Source organism: Streptosporangium sp. NPDC049248 (assembly GCF_040678965.1).
In the GTDB taxonomy this organism is placed as follows: domain Bacteria; phylum Actinomycetota; class Actinomycetes; order Streptosporangiales; family Streptosporangiaceae; genus Streptosporangium; species Streptosporangium fukuiense.
In genome coordinates, this window is record NZ_JBFAQY010000010.1 from 202,535 (window position 1) to 216,828 (window position 14,294).

Sequence of the window (14,294 nt, forward strand, 5' to 3'; positions counted from 1 at the left end):
CATGGAAACCGCTGCTTCTCGCCCTCACCTCGCACAGCGCGACACCACGAACGGCGCCGCGTTCCGCGAACGGCCCGGCTCACAGGGCCGGCCGGGTAGATCGATAGGTTGGTCTGCCCGATGTCGCCCTGATACGGACCGAAAAGCAGGAATGGGAGACGATGACCCCCGGTGACCAGATCAGCACCCTCGTCCTCCAGGCGGCTCGCCGGCTGAGCGACGCCTGCGACTCGGGCGAGGTGCCCGGAGCCGCGCTCGCCGTCGCGGCCGGGGGGACGACGGTGCTCGAAGCCGCGTTCGGACTGGCCTCGGTCGGGGACGGCGTCGCCGCCACGGTCGACACGCCCTTCAGCCTGGCCTCCGTCACCAAGCCCATGGTCGGCACGGCACTGGCCGTCCTGGCCGAACGTGGCGCGCTCGATCTGGACGCCCCGGTGTCGCGTTACCGGCCGCTGCCCGGCCACGAGGCGGTCCCCACCCTCCGGCAGGTCGCCAACCACACCGGTGGTTTCCCCACGTTCCTCAGATTCTTCTACGGCGACGAGATCGATCGGGCGCCGAGCAGGAACGACCTGCTACGGACCTATGCCCGTGTCGTGTTCCCGCCGGGGGGCCGGCAGACCTACTCCAACGTCGGCTACGAGCTGCTCGGCGCGGTCATCGAGGAGGTCACCGGCTCCCCGTTGGCGGACGCGCTGTCCAAGCTGATCTTCGAACCGCTGGGGATGCGGTCGGCCCGGTTCGGTGAGCCGGACGGCGGCCTCGGCGCCGCCCGGCGCCACACCTCGTCGGGCTCGGCGTACCCGCCCTACGTCACCGGGCACGGCGCGGCGGCGGAGGCCTGGTGCAGCGTCCGGGACCTGCTCCGTTTCGGGCTCGCGCACGCGGGCGGCACGAGCGCCCTGCCCGCCGAGGCGCTCGCCGCGAGCCGCCGTCCCACCGCGCCGTGGCCCGGGGCCGACGGCTACGGGATCGGCTGGGGCGTGCGGCACCACGGCGACCTGCCCGTCGCCTTCCACGGCGGCAGCATGGGCGGCGTGGCCGCCTACCTGGTCGCGGTCCCCACGGCGGGGATCGTGATCGCGGCCCTGGCCAACGTGCAGAGCGGCAGGGATCTGCTGATCTCGGTGGCCAACGACATCCTGTCCGCTCTGCTGCCGGGTTTCACGCCGCTGGTACGCGCAGGCGGTTCACCCGACGACGACCTGTCCTCCGTACCGGCCACCGAGGTCGGCGGCGCGTGGTCGGGAAGCCTCGACCTGCCCTCGGGGGCGGTGCCGCTCTCCCTGTCGATCGCCCCGGACGCCTCCGGCACCGCCAGGTGGAACTCCGCCGAACATGCGATCACCGGGCTGCACGTCACCGGGTCCTCCGTCACCGTGGAGCTCGACGGCCTGGTCGACGCCCCGGACCTGGCCGCGCGGCCGCACGCCCCGGCCCTCTGGCTGCACCGTACGGCGGCGGGGCTCACGGGCGGTCTCGCCGCCGTCGGCGTCCAGAACGCCGACCATCCCCTGCAACCCGACATCGTCGTCTGGCCCGCCTCGATCCGGCGGACCTGACCCGACCGGCGTCCCCTCCGGCAACGGATGGTCGACGAGCGTCCGCTGTCCGCCCACGCACCGGACGCCAAAGGGGCCGTACCGGATTGCGGGCCTCTGACCAGGCAGGTCACCGGGAAGCGACCGAAAGGTGACCGGCCTGAAGCACTCTCGGTGCCGCAGCGAGGTGAGCGCCGCAGCAGGCGATCCGGCCGAGGCCGGAAGACCCGCGTGAACGCTCCGGCTGCCGCGGCTCGTGACGGCGGTGATCGGAACCGGCGGCCACGAGCAGGGCCGACGTACCGACCAGTGAGGGAGACACATGCGCGACCCGGTCAAGAAGGGCGTCCTCGCCCTGATCACGACCCTGGCCCTGGCCACCGGCGGTCCGGCGGCCGCCTCGGCCGAGATCTCTTCGGCGGGAGTGTACGAGGACGCCCGCCACATCATGGGGCTGAACTATCCGGACTTCGAACGGCACCCGCGCGTCGCGCCGTTCGACTGGAGCACCGACGGCTGCACCGGAATCGGACAGTTCTTCCGTCGCGCGTGCGTCATCCACGATTTCGGCTACCGCAATTTCGGTAACCACGGAGCTCTGAAACTGAGCCCGTTCCCCGCCACCAAGGAGTGGATCGACGAGCGCTTCTGGCATGAGATGCGCCGTATCTGCTTCGACACCTACGGCCCCAGCGGTGGCGCGACCCAGGGGTGCCTGGGCGGCGCCTACACGGCCTACAAGTACGTCCGCGACCACGGCGGCGAACACTTCTTCTAATCTCCGGCGCGCTTCCATCCACGGAGGACACCGGTGACCACGACAAAGGGAAACGACCATGTATCGCGGGAAAACCCTGATCTCCCTTCTCGGACTCGCCCTGCTGGGCGGTGGCGGCCCGGCGTTCGCCCAGGCCGCCCCCGCGGGCTACGAACGCTGCCCGCGTCAGCACTTCTGCCTTTTCGACGGGGCCGGCGGGACCGGGCTGATGGCCTCGTTCCGGCACGGCTCGCCGGACCTGCGACGGCAGAGCATGGACGACCGGGCATCGAGCTACGCCGACCGCACCACCGACACCTGGTGGTGCCTGTACGAGAACCCGAACTACGACGAGTCGTCCTGGCCGATTTACCCCGGGGGCTCCGGAAACCTGTCCCCGGAGTGGGACAACCGGGCAAGCTCCGTGAAACCGTGCTACCGGTGACTCACCAGAGGGCGTGACCCCGCCCCGCAGGCGGGGTGTCCTCTCGCCACACCGCAGGGTGTTGCAGAATCATGAGGATGCCCTGTCGGCCCCGCACACGCGGGGGTGGTCCACGAAGCTCTCGCCGTCGCTCCGGAAGATCAGGCCCGCCCCGCACGCGCGGGGGTGATCCTGACAACCGCTGTTTCGCGTTCGGGTCCCATAAGTCCGCCCCGCATACGCGGGAGTGTGATTCCACCTGTGGCAGTCAAAGGCCATCAACAGGACCCGCCGCCCAAGTCAGCCGACCCGTACCTGGATGGTGTGCCAGCCGGTGGCGCCGTCCGGGGCCACCGGGACCCGGTCGGCGGTCTGGGTGTAGCCGGTGGCGTCGGTGGCGCGGACCTCGATGGTGTGGCTGCCGGGAGTGGCGTCCCAGTCGTCGAGGACCCACTGGCGCCAGGTGTCGGCGGTGGGGGCCTCGGCGAGGCGGGCCTGACGCCACGGGCCCCGGTCGACGCGGACCTCGACCGCGTCCACGCCCTTGTGCTGGGCCCAGGCGACGCCCGCGATGACGGTGCGGCCTGCGGAGATGCTCGCGCCGTCCCTGGGCAGGTCGATGCGGGACTCGGTCTTGATCGGCCCCTTGGCGGACCAGCCCCTGGGCGTCCAGTAGGCCTCGTCCTCGTCGAAGCGGGTGACCCTGATGTCGGTGACCCACTTGGTGGCCGAGACGTAGCCGTAGAGGCCGGGGACGACCTGGCGGACCGGGAAGCCGTGGTCGACGGGGAGCGCCTCGCCGTTCATGCCGAAGGCCAGCAGGGCGTCGCGGCCGTCGAGGACGACGTCGACCGGCGTTCCGGCGGTCCAGCCGTCGGCGGAGGTGCTGAGCAGCATGTCGGCGCCTCTGCGGACGCCCGCGTCGCGCAGCACGTCGGCCAGGCTGACGCCCAGCCAGCGGGCGTTGCCGATGTAGGGGCCGCCGACCTCGTTGGAGACGCAGCAGAGCGTGACGTCCGCCTCGACCACGGTGCGCTTCATCAGGTCGGCGAAGGTGAGCTCGACCGGGCGGTCCACCATGCCGTGGATCTTGAGGGTCCAGCTGCCCGGGTCCACCTGGGGGACGACCAGGGCGGTGTCGACCCGGTAGAAGTCGCTGTTCGGGGTGACGAACGGCGACAGGCCCTTGAGCCTGAGGTCGACCCCGGCGGGCAGCGGGGCGAGGGGTTTCGCGGGACGGGGCAGCGTGATGCCGCTACGGGCCACGCTCACCTCGGCCCGCCCCGACAGCATCCGCCCGGCGATCCCGGCCACTCCGGCGGCGGCGACGCCGCCGAGCACGCCGGTCAGCAGGCCCCGGCGGTCGAACGCGCGCAGGTCGTTCCCGGCCCGCATGACCGGCGGCACGGACGCCTCGGGCCGCTCCTCGGATTCCGGCGATGAATCCGGCGCGGTCTCCCACGGTCCGGTGCCGTGCGCGGCCCCCGCCGCGCCCACGGCGCCGCCGGGCGTCGGGTGCCCTCGGTCGCCGTACGGACCGAGCTCTTCGACGGGCACGAGGGAGCGGCGAATGATCCTGCTCAGCGCGAACATGCCCGCGCCGACGCCCACCACGGTCGGCAGGACGTCCGCGAGCCCGGAGTCCGGGCGGGTCAGCACGGCGACGACGCCGACGACGCCGAAGGCGGCCAGGCCCGCCAGGCCGTACCGGACGTCGCGGGCGGCGGCGATTCCCAGGAGCGCGGCGATGACCGCCATGACCACGAGGATCCCGCCGAGCAGTACGACCTTGTCGTTCTCGCCGAAGGAGCGGATCGCCCATTCCTTGAGCGCGGCCGGGGTGAGGTCGACCGCGGAGTCGCCCACCGCGACGACCGGGAAGGCGGACGGGTTCACCAGGCCCGCGACGAGCAGGGAGACCCCGACCGCCACCGCGCCGGACACCAGGCCGATCAGCGCCGCGGCCCACGAGGGCATGCGCCTGTTGCTCTGCATACCTCCGACGCTACGCCCATTCGCGAACGGAGGATCTTACGCCCCGATTACAGGCCGGCTCGAACAGTCGCCCCTGGTCATCACTTGCTCCCCGGACAGGCTCCGCCGAGGAGCACGAGAGCCTCGCCGTGACCACGGCGGCTCTCCACCGGCCCTCGCGGCCGGACGGTGCAAGAGCGTCAGACGAGCACTTCGGCGAGGATGGGGGCCAGGGCGCGGAAGGCGCGGCCCCGGTGGCTGATGGCGTCCTTCTCCTCGGCGGACAGCTCGGCGGTGGTCCGGCTCTCGCCCTCGGGGACGAGGATCGGGTCGTAGCCGAAGCCGTTGACACCGCGCGGGGTGTCGATGATCACGCCGTGCAGCGCGCCCTCGGTCACCCGCTCCTCTCCGGAGGGGAGCGCCAGCGCGGCGGCGCAGGCGAAGTGCGCGCCCCGGTGCTCGGCGGGCACGTCGGAGACCTGGGCGAGCAGCAGGTCGAGGTTGGCCGGATCGTCGCCGTGCCTGCCGGACCAGCGGGCGGAGAAGATGCCCGGCATGCCGTTCAGCGCGTCGACGCAGAGGCCGGAGTCGTCGGCGATCGCCGGCAGGCCGGACTGCCGGGCCACCGCGTGCGCCTTGAGCAGGGCGTTCTCCGCGAAGGTCAGGCCGGTCTCGGCGACGTCGCCGATCTCGGGGAACTCCTCAAGCCCGACGATCTCCACCGGGACCTCGGCGTCGGCCAGGATCCGGCGCAGCTCGGCGATCTTCCCCGCGTTCCGGGTGGCGAGGACCACTCTGGGGCTGCCGCTCTCGTGCACCTCGGACTCGCTCACACTGGCTCCTTCGCTCCAAACCCAGTCATATCCCGCTCGAACAGGCCAGGTCATGTCGCACCTGACCTGACAACGCCGAAGCGGGCCACACCCTACCCGCCCGGGTGGAGAACCCTTATGCCAGGGCCTCTCGCTGCAGGCGGGTGAGCTCCGCGCAGCCGGCCGCGCCGAGGTCGAGCAGCTCGTCGAGGGCGGCGCGGTTGAACGGCTTGCCCTCCGCGGTGCCCTGGACCTCGACGAACTCGCCGGAGCCGGTCATCACCACGTTCATGTCCGTCTCGGCGGCGACGTCCTCGGTGTAGCAGAGGTCGAGCAGCGGCGTCGAGCCGACGACGCCGACGGAGACCGCCGCGACCGAGTCGACCAGCGGGTCTCCGGCGCACATCTTCCGCTTGCGCATCCAGGCGATCGCGTCGACCAGCGCCACGTACGCGCCGGTGATGGCGGCGGTGCGGGTGCCGCCGTCCGCCTGGAGCACGTCGCAGTCGATGACGATCGAGTTCTCGCCGAGGACCTTGTAGTCGACGCAGGCGCGCAGCGAACGGCCGATCAGGCGGGAGATCTCGTGCGTACGGCCGCCGATCTTGCCGCGTACCGACTCGCGGTCGTTGCGGGTGTTCGTGGCACGCGGCAGCATGGCGTACTCGGCGGTGATCCAGCCCTGACCACTGCCTCGGCGCCAGCGCGGCACGCTGTCCTGCACGGAGGCGGCGCAGAGCACCCTGGTGCCGCCGAACTCGACGAGCACCGAACCCTCGGCGTGGGTGATCCAGTCGCGGGTGATGGTGACGGGGCGGAGCTGATCGGGAGAACGTCCATCTGCACGAGCCATGCAGCTCACCCTAGGTCATACCGGACCCCGCTTCGTGCGAGTTCCATCCGCCCGCCGAACCCGCCGCCGTGGGCCTCCCCCAGGACGCGGTCGCTGTCGTTCCAGGGCACCAGGTGGGTCAGCACCAGGGTCTCCACGTCCGCCCTGGCCGCGTGCTCGGCCGCCTGGCGGCCGCTCAGGTGCAGGCCGGTGGGGAGTCCCGGCCGATCGAGGTGTGACGCCTCGCACAGGAAGACGTCGGCTCCCGAGGCGAGCTTGACCAGCTCGGCGCTCTCGCCGGTGTCGCCGGAGTAGGCCACCGAGCGCCCGCCGCAGGAGACCCTGAACCCGTAGGTCTCCACCGGGTGGTTCATCAGCGCGGCCGTCACCTCGAACGGGCCGACCTCGAGCGTTCCCGGTGTCAGCCCCACGAAGTCGAAGGCCGACTCCAGCAGCGGCTCGTCCGGCATCGCGTAGGCCGAGTTCAGGCGCCGGCGCGCGTCCGCGGGTGCGTACACCGGCACCCTGGGCAGCGGCCCCTCGGGCGAGTAGGTGCGCACCACGTGGTACGGGCATATGTCGAGACAGTGGTCGGCGTGCAGGTGCGACAGGCAGATCGCGTCCACGTCGTACAGGCCGATGTGCCTCTGGAGTGCGCCGAGCGCGCCGTTCCCGAAGTCCAGCAGCATGCGAAACCCCTCCGCCTCCAGCAGGTAGCAGGACGAAGGGCTGTCAGGGCCGGGAAAACTCCCCGAGCACCCGATGATCGTCAATTTCACGGCGGCCTCCACTGTTTTTGCGGCGCTGCGCGTCGCGGACGCCGGTGACCGGTGTCCGCCGCTCCCGGGCGCTCCCCTACGGAGCGCCGGAGCACTGTTACGCGCGATGTCCGTTGTTCGAAACATCACCCACCACCGCCACCTCGACCGCCTCGATCTCCGGTCCGAGGAACCGTCGCCCGAGGTCGGCGAAGAGGCCCGCGTCACCGGTGGCGCGGAAACGGTGTCCGGGCGCGCCCCCTACGGCGGCCAGACCCCGGTCGTGCAGGATGCGGTACACGTCCTTGGCCGTCTCGTCGGCGCTGGACACCAGCGTGACGCCGTCTCCCACCACGTAGGAGATCGGCCCGACGAGGAGCGGGTAGTGCGTGCATCCCAGGATCAACGTGTCGCACCGGTCGGCGAGCACCGGCTCCAGGTACTCACGGATGACGGCGATGAGCTCCTCGCTCATGGTCTCCCCGCGCTCGACGAACTCCACCAGGCGCGGCGCCGCCACCGTGGTCAGCCGGACGTCGGGGGCCGCGGCGAACGCGTCGTGGTACGCCATCGACTCGATGGTGGCCCTGGTCCCGATCACCCCGACCCTGCCGTTGCGGGTGGCGCGTACGGCACGGCGGGTGGCCGGCTGGATCACCTCGACGACCGGCACGTCGTAGCGCTCGCGGGCGTCGCGGAGCACCGCGGCGCTGGCGCTGTTGCACGCGATCACCAGCATCTTCACGTCGTGCTCGACGAGGTGGTCCATCACCTCCAGCGCGTAGGCGCGGACCTGCGCGATGCTCTTGGGGCCGTACGGCTGCCTCGCCGTGTCCGCCACGTAGAGGATCGACTCGTTGGGCAACTGATCGATGATCGCCCGAGCCACCGTGAGGCCGCCCACACCACTGTCAAAGATTCCAACGCTTGCTTGCGACACAGTTCCCAAGGCTAGGCGACCTGGGTCGATCGAACACGGTAAGAATCCTCACACCGCCGGCCTCACCCGAGCGGCCCCGTGGACGTCAGCCTCGCCCGACGCGGGCCAGCTGGCGGGACTGGGCGACCAGGCGGCCGGCGGAGTCCCAGACCTCGACGTCCTCGTCGAACCAGCCGTCGCTGATCAGCCTGCCGCCGGCGATGACGGTCAGCCAGCCGGGGGCGGGCAGGGCGCGCAGGTGCCAGGTGAGGTCGACGGTGGGGGCCCAGCCGCGCTCTCCGGCGGAGAAGACCACCGGCGGCAGCGCGTCCACCGCCAGCGCCAGCACGTAGGGGTCGGGATCCTGTGGCTCGGCCATCCGGAAGTAGGCGCGGGCCTCGGGGCGGCCGCTGGGCCTGCCGTCGAGCCAGCCGATGGTGGGAGGGTCGAACGCCAGCTCCATCTGGGCGTTGAGCGTCATGTTCGACTCGGTCTTGGGGGCGGGCAGCCGGAGGCACTGCTCCATCGGCGGCATCGCCACCGAGGGTCCGTCCGTCCAGTCGGGGGCGGCGCCGCCGAGGGTCGCGGTCGTGACCAGGGACTCGATGATGGAGTCGCCGTCCCTGACCAGGCTGGCCCGGGTCATTGTGGCGGTGCGGCCGGTCTTGATCTGCTCCAGGCGCACCTGCGCGGGGCCGGGGACGGCGGCGCGCAGGAACTGGGCGCTGGTGGTCACCGGGTGCTCATGGGGGGAGGCGTCCACGACCGCGCGCAGCAGCACGGCCATCAGGTAGCCGCCGTTGAGGGGGCCGCCGATCGAGTATCCGGGGTCGAGACACACGTCGTAGGTGGTCTCGTCCACCCGGATGGCCCCTGTCGCCTCGTCGAACTTCGTCATCCACGCTCCCGAACCTTGTTCTAGACGGCTCACTTTACCCACTCCTCGCCGCCTTCGCCTCTCCGGCCCCCGGACGCTCCACCACCTGGGCCGGACCTGAGCCCGATCCGATTCCAAACCGAGCCCGAAATGAGGCTGGGGGCACCCGAATCGCAGGATTCTCCGCGGTTTCCCGGACCGCCCGGGGCTGCGGAAAGGTCGAAGCCCGCAGGAAGAAGGACATGACGACCACCTGCGAAAATGGCGCGTCAAGTCTTGACGAACCCCAAGGGAGCAGGCCCAACCCCCCTTAGATGCACCAATCACATGGTTAGTTCAATGCAAGCGGGTTGCTAGCAAAGTGCACTAACTTCTCCATATCCACGAAGTCCACATTGTGAGTGATCATGCCTGCCAACAATCCCCCAGACCAGTCGCCCACGCCGGATCAGCAACCCGACAGGACGATCGCCTACCGTTGGAACGAGGGCGCGCAGCGAAGCGACCAACCGCACACGCAGGTCTACCCGCAGAACACCCAGCCCGGATACCCCCAACCCCAGCAGGGCTACCAGCAGGGGCAGCCCTACCCGCAGCAGGGCCAGCCTCAGCAGAACCCCCAGCAGGCGTACGGCCAGCAGAACTACGGGCAGCCCGCCGGGCAGCAGAACTATGGTCAGCAGAGCTACGGCCAGCAGGGCTACGGGCAGCCGGCCGGCCAGCCCTACGGCCAGCAGCAGGGCTACGGGCAGCAGCCCTATCCGCAGCAGGCGGGGAACTGGCAGCAGGGCCCCGACTTCCTGGGCGCGGGACAGCCGACCGGAACTCCGCCCCGCAAGGGCGGTAAGGGCTGGCTGTTCGCGGCGATCGCCGCGCTGGTCGTGGTCCTCGTGGGCGGCGGCGGCGTCTTCGCGGTCAACCTGCTCAGCGGCGGCGGCACGCAGCCGCACGACGTGCTGCCCGCCAACGCCATCGGCTACGTACGCCTTGACCTCGACCCGGCCGCGAACCAGAAGCTGGCGCTGTTCGGCATCGCCAGGAAGTTCACCGCCACCAAGGACTCCTTCACCGGCGACGACCCGCGCCAGGCCATCTTCGACCTGCTGAAGAAGGAGTCCGACAGCCTCGGCAAGGTGAACTACGCCACCGACATCGAGCCGTGGCTCGGCGTCCGCGTCGGCGTGGCCGCGGTGCCGCCCGCCAGGGGCGCCAAGGAGCCCGGCGCCGTGGTGGCCGTCCAGGTCACCGACCAGGACAAGGCCAAGGCCGGCATCGCCAAGCTGATGGGCAAGGAGAAGTACGGCATCGCGTTCCGCGACGACTACGCGCTGCTCAGCCCCACCCAGGCGGAGGCCGACCGGGCCGCGGCCGCCGCGCCGCTGTCGGAGAACGCCAACTTCTCCGACGACCTGAGCGCGCTCGGCGAGACCGGCGTCCTCTCCTTCTGGGCGGACGCCGGCAAGCTCGCCCAGCTGGCTCCCGAAGTGGCGTCCCAGGACCCCGCCACCCTCGCCCAGATCAAGAACGTCCGGGTGGCCGGCGCCCTCCGCTTCGACAGCGGGTACATCGAGCTCGCGGGCGTCAGCCGCGGCGCCCAGAATCTGGACATGGGCACCCCCGAGGCCTCCCGGATCAGCACGCTTCCGGCCTCCACCGCCGGCGCGGTCTCGATCTCCGGTCTCGGCGAGGTGATCGGCAAGCAGTGGACGCAGCTCATGAAGTCGGCCGACGCGGCCGGTGGCGGCGGCGTGCAGCAGTTCGTCGACCAGGCCAAGCAGCAGTCCGGGCTGTCGCTCCCCGACGACCTGGTGACGCTGCTCGGCAAGAACATCACCCTCGCGCTGGACGCAGGTGGCCTCGACGGCGACCAGCCGAAGTTCGGCGCGAAGGTCGTCACCGACCCGGCCAAGGCGCAGGAGGTGGTCGGCAAGATCGAGAAGTATCTCGCCGCCACCGGGACGGCCGTCCCGCAGCTCGCCAAGGTTCCCGGTGACGGCACCTTCGTGCTGGCCAGCTCGCAGGAGTACGCCGCCGAGCTCGACAAGGACGGCGCCCTGGGCGACAGCGAGACCTTCCAGCTCGCGATCCCCAACGCCGACGAGGCGACCTTCGCCGTCTTCGTCGACCTGGACAAGATCGAGAAGCTCTATCTCGAAGGCCTGCAGGGCGACGAGAAGGCCAACCTCCAGGTGCTGCGCGGCGTGGGCGTGAGCGGCACCCAGTCGGGCAGCGAGGCGACCTTCTCGATGCGGCTCCTGCTCAACGACTAGCTCCCCCTCGGTCCCCGGCGGGCTCCCGCCGGGGACCGGACGACGAAGGGCGGGCGTCCCGGTGGGACGCCCGCCCTTCGTCGTCCGCCCGTCATCCGGCGCCCGTACCCGTACCCGCCGGCCCGATTCCCTCGACGGACCGCGAGCCGGCCTCGCCGTTCACCGCTCGGCCGGTACCCACCGACCTCGGATCAGGCCCAGAGCTGGCCTTCGAGCCGCTCCTCGGCCTCGTCCAGCGTCCCCTCGTAGGCACCGGTGGACAGGTACTTCCAGCCGCCGTCCGCGACCACGAAGACGATGTCGGCCCGTTCCCCCGCCTTGACGGCCTTGGCCGCCATGCCGAGCGCGGCGTGCAACGCGGCCCCGGTGGAGACCCCGGCGAAGATGCCCTCCGCGGCCAGCAGCTCCCGGGTGCGCCGCAGCGCGTCGGCCGAGGAGACGGAGAAACGCGTGGTCAGGACCTCGGCGTCGTACAGCTCGGGGATGAAGCCCTCGTCGACGTTGCGCAGGCCGTACACCAGCTCGCCGTAACGCGGCTCGGCGGCGACGATCTTCACATCGGGGACGTGCTCGCGCAGGAACCGGCCGACGCCCATCAGGGTGCCCGTGGTGCCCAGACCGGCCACGAAGTGGGTGACGGAGGGCAGGTCCTCCAGGATCTCCGGCCCGGTCGACTCGTAGTGCGAGCGCCAGTTGGCCGGGTTGCCGTACTGGTAGAGCATCACCCAGTCGGGGTTCTCGGCGGCCAGCCCCTTGGCGACCCTGACCGCCTCGTTGGAGCCGCCCGCCGCGGGCGAGGAGATGATCTGCGCCCCCCACATGCGCAGCAGCTGGCGGCGCTCCTCGGAGGTGTTCTCCGGCATCACGCAGATCAGCTGGTAACCCTTGAGCCGGGCGGACATCGCCAGCGAGATGCCGGTGTTGCCGCTCGTGGGTTCGAGGATGGTGCAGCCCGGTGAGAGGAGCCCGTCCTTCTCCGCCTGCTCGATCATCCACAGCGCCGGACGGTCCTTGATCGAACCTGTCGGGTTGCGGTCTTCGAGCTTGGCCCAGATCCGCACGTCCTCCGAGGGCGAGAGCCTGGGCAGGCCGACCATCGGGGTCCGGCCTACCGAGTCGATCAGTGAGTCAAAGCGCATGGTGTACGGCTTCCGCCTCTGTAGTCCTACCAACGACAGCGAGGTGCGCCGCCCACCCCGAGAGATCTCGCGAGGCGGGCGGCGCCGCGCACTAGCGGGAGCCGCCGGCCACGGCGGGCAGGACGGTGACCGTGTCGCCGTCGGCGACCGGGGTCTCCAGCCCGCCCAGGAACCGGACGTCCTCGTCGTTCAGGTAGACGTTCACGAAGCGGCGCAGCGCGCCCTTGTCGACCAGGCGCTCCTTCAGCCCGGGGTGCCGGGCCTCCAGGTCGCCGATCAGCTCCTCAAGCGTGGCGCCCTTGGCGTCGACGGCCTTGGCACCGTCGGTGTAGGTGCGCAGGATGGTCGGGATGCGAACCTCAATGGCCATCGCGGGTCAATCTCCTTGTGTCGTCATGGGAGTAATAGCCCACCGGTTCGAAACACCGGCGAGCGCCGGGGGATTCCAGAAAAGCCGGTCAGCGACAGTCGTAGACGACAACGAAAGGCGTGTGCGCGAACAGGAAGTTCTGCACGGGCGCGACGCCCGCGTGCCGTGCCCGTGGGCCGGGACGCGAGCACACGACGTCCTCCTGGCTCGGGGCGGCGGTCAGCATGCCCACCAGCTTACCCAAAGGGACAATCCACCACACGGCCGTACACCCGGGACGGTCACCCGGAGGTGATCGTCACCTTCTCCTCGCTCACGACGCCGTCGACGATCCGGTACGAGCGGAACTCGGCCTCCGCACCCAGCTCCTCCCGGGTGGAGACCAGCACGTAGTGGGCTCCTGGTTCGGCGGCGTAGGAGATGTCGGTGCGGGAGGGGTACGCCTCGGTGGCGGTGTGGGAGTGGTAGATCACCACCGGCTCCTCGTCGCGGTCGTCCATCTCCCGCCAGACGCGCAACTGCTCCAGCGAGTCGAACCGGTAGAACGTCGGCGACCGCTCGGCGTTCTCCATGGCGATGAACCGTTCGGGGGAGTCGGAACCGACGGGCCCGGCGATCACACCGCAGGCCTCGTCGGGGTGGTCCGCCCGAGCGTGCGCGATGATCTTGTCAACCAGTTCCCGGGAGATCGTGAGCATGTCTGAAAGCTACCAAAGGGCGCGGACCAGGGTGTCCTGGAGGTAGGTCAGCCAGTCGTAGATGACGTACACCGGATAACGAGGGTCGTGCTCCGGCATGTCGGCGATCTCGTCGTGCACCTCCTCGGTCACCTCCAGCCGGGTGCCGAGGGTGAGCCGCACGTCGTTCAGCGCGCGCATCCACGCCTCCGCCTGCTCCCTGGTCAGCTCGACCCGGCCGGGCTCGGCGCTGTCGAGCATCGCCTTGGCGTCGGCCCGCTTGCCCTCGCGCAGCGTCGCCTCGGTGTACCGGCGAAACTCCGCGGCCGCCTCGCCGTCCTCGTACGCCGAGGGAAACAGCCTGGCCAGCACCGGATCGTTGGACTGTTCGGACGCGCCGATGCCGAGCGCCCTCTCCAGTGGATCGTCTCCGGTCTCCCCCGGCTCTATCAGGCCCAGGGTCTGGGTGACCAGCGAGCGCAGGATCGACACCTCGGCGGCGTCGAAACCCGTGACCACACCGCCCTCACGCCCCGGCTTGAATCCCGAACTCATCTCTCGCCCACCATTCCTCGCGGGCCCTCCACCCGGGACCCGCCCGTCGTCTGGGATCGACCCGTCATCCGCCCGGCGACGGACGGCACCGGCCGCCCGCTCACGAATCCCGCTGGACCGTGGCCCACAGCCCGTAGGAGTGCATGATCTGCGCGTCGCGCTCCATCTCCTCACGGGTGCCGCTGGAGACCACCGCCTTGCCCTTGTGATGCACGTCGAGCATCAACTTCTCCGCCTTCTCCTTGGAGTATCCGAAGACGGTCCGGAAGACGTACGTCACATAGGACATCAGGTTCACGGGGTCATTCCAGACGATCGTCAACCATGGCAGATCGGGTCTTACGTCGATTGACGGACGCTCGACCTCTGTTGGAGCGGTGCTACCCACA

16 protein-coding genes are annotated in these 14,294 nt (G+C 70.5%); 4 read left to right on the forward strand and 12 right to left on the reverse strand.

Annotation, left to right across the window (positions count from 1 at the left end; translation table 11 throughout):
- Positions 1 to 161 precede the first annotated feature (161 nt).
- The 3 genes from AB0K21_RS20550 to AB0K21_RS20560 all read left to right on the forward strand — a co-directional run bounded on the left by AB0K21_RS20550 (position 162) and on the right by AB0K21_RS20560 (position 2,743).
- A complete protein-coding gene (locus tag AB0K21_RS20550) occupies positions 162 to 1,562 on the forward strand; it encodes a serine hydrolase domain-containing protein (protein ID WP_343975468.1) in 1,401 nt (466 codons plus the stop codon).
- Between the two features lie 301 nt (positions 1,563 to 1,863).
- Positions 1,864 to 2,319, forward strand: a complete 456-nt coding sequence (locus tag AB0K21_RS20555; protein WP_343975471.1) for a phospholipase A2 — start codon at positions 1,864 to 1,866, stop codon at positions 2,317 to 2,319.
- Between the two features lie 58 nt (positions 2,320 to 2,377).
- Positions 2,378 to 2,743 carry a peptidase inhibitor family I36 protein gene (locus AB0K21_RS20560; protein ID WP_364151922.1) on the forward strand — a complete coding sequence of 122 codons (366 nt, stop codon included), beginning with the start codon at positions 2,378 to 2,380 and terminating at the stop codon, positions 2,741 to 2,743.
- A 279-nt stretch (positions 2,744 to 3,022) separates the two neighbouring features.
- Here the strand turns inward: AB0K21_RS20560 and AB0K21_RS20565 are convergent, their stop codons facing one another.
- The 6 genes from AB0K21_RS20565 to AB0K21_RS20590 all read right to left on the reverse strand — a co-directional run bounded on the left by AB0K21_RS20565 (position 3,023) and on the right by AB0K21_RS20590 (position 8,915).
- Positions 3,023 to 4,717 (reverse strand): molybdopterin-dependent oxidoreductase, encoded by a 1,695-nt coding sequence (locus AB0K21_RS20565; protein WP_364151925.1) that lies wholly within the window; start codon positions 4,715 to 4,717, stop codon positions 3,023 to 3,025.
- Between the two features lie 179 nt (positions 4,718 to 4,896).
- Positions 4,897 to 5,529 carry an XTP/dITP diphosphatase gene (locus AB0K21_RS20570; RefSeq protein ID WP_343975480.1) on the reverse strand — a complete coding sequence of 211 codons (633 nt, stop codon included), beginning with the start codon at positions 5,527 to 5,529 and terminating at the stop codon, positions 4,897 to 4,899.
- 115 nt (positions 5,530 to 5,644) lie between these two features.
- Positions 5,645 to 6,361 carry a ribonuclease PH gene (gene rph / locus AB0K21_RS20575; protein WP_343975483.1) on the reverse strand — a complete coding sequence of 239 codons (717 nt, stop codon included), beginning with the start codon at positions 6,359 to 6,361 and terminating at the stop codon, positions 5,645 to 5,647.
- 5 nt (positions 6,362 to 6,366) lie between these two features.
- Positions 6,367 to 7,119, reverse strand: a complete 753-nt coding sequence (locus AB0K21_RS20580; protein WP_343975486.1) for an MBL fold metallo-hydrolase — start codon at positions 7,117 to 7,119, stop codon at positions 6,367 to 6,369.
- A 97-nt stretch (positions 7,120 to 7,216) separates the two neighbouring features.
- Entirely contained in the window at positions 7,217 to 8,038 is an 822-nt protein-coding gene (gene murI / locus AB0K21_RS20585; protein ID WP_343975489.1) for a glutamate racemase, read from the reverse strand.
- 85 nt (positions 8,039 to 8,123) lie between these two features.
- Entirely contained in the window at positions 8,124 to 8,915 is a 792-nt protein-coding gene (locus AB0K21_RS20590; protein ID WP_343975493.1) for a thioesterase family protein, read from the reverse strand.
- Between the two features lie 386 nt (positions 8,916 to 9,301).
- Here AB0K21_RS20590 and AB0K21_RS20595 point away from each other — a divergent pair, with 386 nt between their 5' ends.
- A complete protein-coding gene (locus AB0K21_RS20595) occupies positions 9,302 to 11,164 on the forward strand; it encodes a DUF3352 domain-containing protein (RefSeq protein ID WP_343975496.1) in 1,863 nt (620 codons plus the stop codon).
- A 191-nt stretch (positions 11,165 to 11,355) separates the two neighbouring features.
- On the opposite strand, the gene AB0K21_RS20600 is transcribed toward AB0K21_RS20595, so the two are convergent.
- The 6 genes from AB0K21_RS20600 to clpS form a co-directional block, all read right to left on the reverse strand.
- Positions 11,356 to 12,303: a cysteine synthase gene (locus AB0K21_RS20600; protein WP_343975498.1), complete on the reverse strand. Its 948-nt coding sequence runs from the start codon at positions 12,301 to 12,303 to the stop codon at positions 11,356 to 11,358.
- A gap of 91 nt (positions 12,304 to 12,394) precedes the next feature.
- Positions 12,395 to 12,673, reverse strand: a complete 279-nt coding sequence (locus tag AB0K21_RS20605; protein WP_030906436.1) for a MoaD/ThiS family protein — start codon at positions 12,671 to 12,673, stop codon at positions 12,395 to 12,397.
- 88 nt (positions 12,674 to 12,761) lie between these two features.
- Complete coding sequence (locus AB0K21_RS20610) at positions 12,762 to 12,917, reverse strand: hypothetical protein (RefSeq protein WP_343975503.1); 156 nt, start codon at positions 12,915 to 12,917, stop codon at positions 12,762 to 12,764.
- Between the two features lie 37 nt (positions 12,918 to 12,954).
- Positions 12,955 to 13,371, reverse strand: coding sequence for a M67 family metallopeptidase (locus AB0K21_RS20615; RefSeq protein ID WP_343975506.1), 417 nt, complete (start codon positions 13,369 to 13,371; stop codon positions 12,955 to 12,957).
- A 9-nt stretch (positions 13,372 to 13,380) separates the two neighbouring features.
- Positions 13,381 to 13,905 carry a DUF2017 domain-containing protein gene (locus AB0K21_RS20620; protein ID WP_343975509.1) on the reverse strand — a complete coding sequence of 175 codons (525 nt, stop codon included), beginning with the start codon at positions 13,903 to 13,905 and terminating at the stop codon, positions 13,381 to 13,383.
- 100 nt (positions 13,906 to 14,005) lie between these two features.
- Positions 14,006 to 14,293 (reverse strand): ATP-dependent Clp protease adapter ClpS, encoded by a 288-nt coding sequence (gene clpS / locus AB0K21_RS20625; protein ID WP_030906445.1) that lies wholly within the window; start codon positions 14,291 to 14,293, stop codon positions 14,006 to 14,008.
- Position 14,294: the final 1 nt, after the last annotated feature.

Bases quoted from the DNA above. Each gene is read 5' to 3' on its own strand.
- AB0K21_RS20550 (WP_343975468.1), top strand. From the start codon at position 162: ATGACCCCCGGTGACCAGATCAGCACCCTCGTCCTCCAGGCGGCTCGC.
- AB0K21_RS20555 (WP_343975471.1), top strand. From the start codon at position 1,864: ATGCGCGACCCGGTCAAGAAGGGCGTCCTCGCCCTGATCACGACCCTG.
- AB0K21_RS20560 (WP_364151922.1), top strand. From the start codon at position 2,378: ATGTATCGCGGGAAAACCCTGATCTCCCTTCTCGGACTCGCCCTGCTG.
- AB0K21_RS20565 (WP_364151925.1), bottom strand. From the start codon at position 4,717: ATGCAGAGCAACAGGCGCATGCCCTCGTGGGCCGCGGCGCTGATCGGC.
- rph (WP_343975483.1), bottom strand. From the start codon at position 6,361: ATGGCTCGTGCAGATGGACGTTCTCCCGATCAGCTCCGCCCCGTCACC.
- AB0K21_RS20590 (WP_343975493.1), bottom strand. From the start codon at position 8,915: ATGACGAAGTTCGACGAGGCGACAGGGGCCATCCGGGTGGACGAGACC.
- AB0K21_RS20595 (WP_343975496.1), top strand. From the start codon at position 9,302: ATGCCTGCCAACAATCCCCCAGACCAGTCGCCCACGCCGGATCAGCAA.
- AB0K21_RS20600 (WP_343975498.1), bottom strand. From the start codon at position 12,303: ATGCGCTTTGACTCACTGATCGACTCGGTAGGCCGGACCCCGATGGTC.
- AB0K21_RS20605 (WP_030906436.1), bottom strand. From the start codon at position 12,673: ATGGCCATTGAGGTTCGCATCCCGACCATCCTGCGCACCTACACCGAC.
- AB0K21_RS20615 (WP_343975506.1), bottom strand. From the start codon at position 13,371: ATGCTCACGATCTCCCGGGAACTGGTTGACAAGATCATCGCGCACGCT.
- AB0K21_RS20620 (WP_343975509.1), bottom strand. From the start codon at position 13,905: ATGAGTTCGGGATTCAAGCCGGGGCGTGAGGGCGGTGTGGTCACGGGT.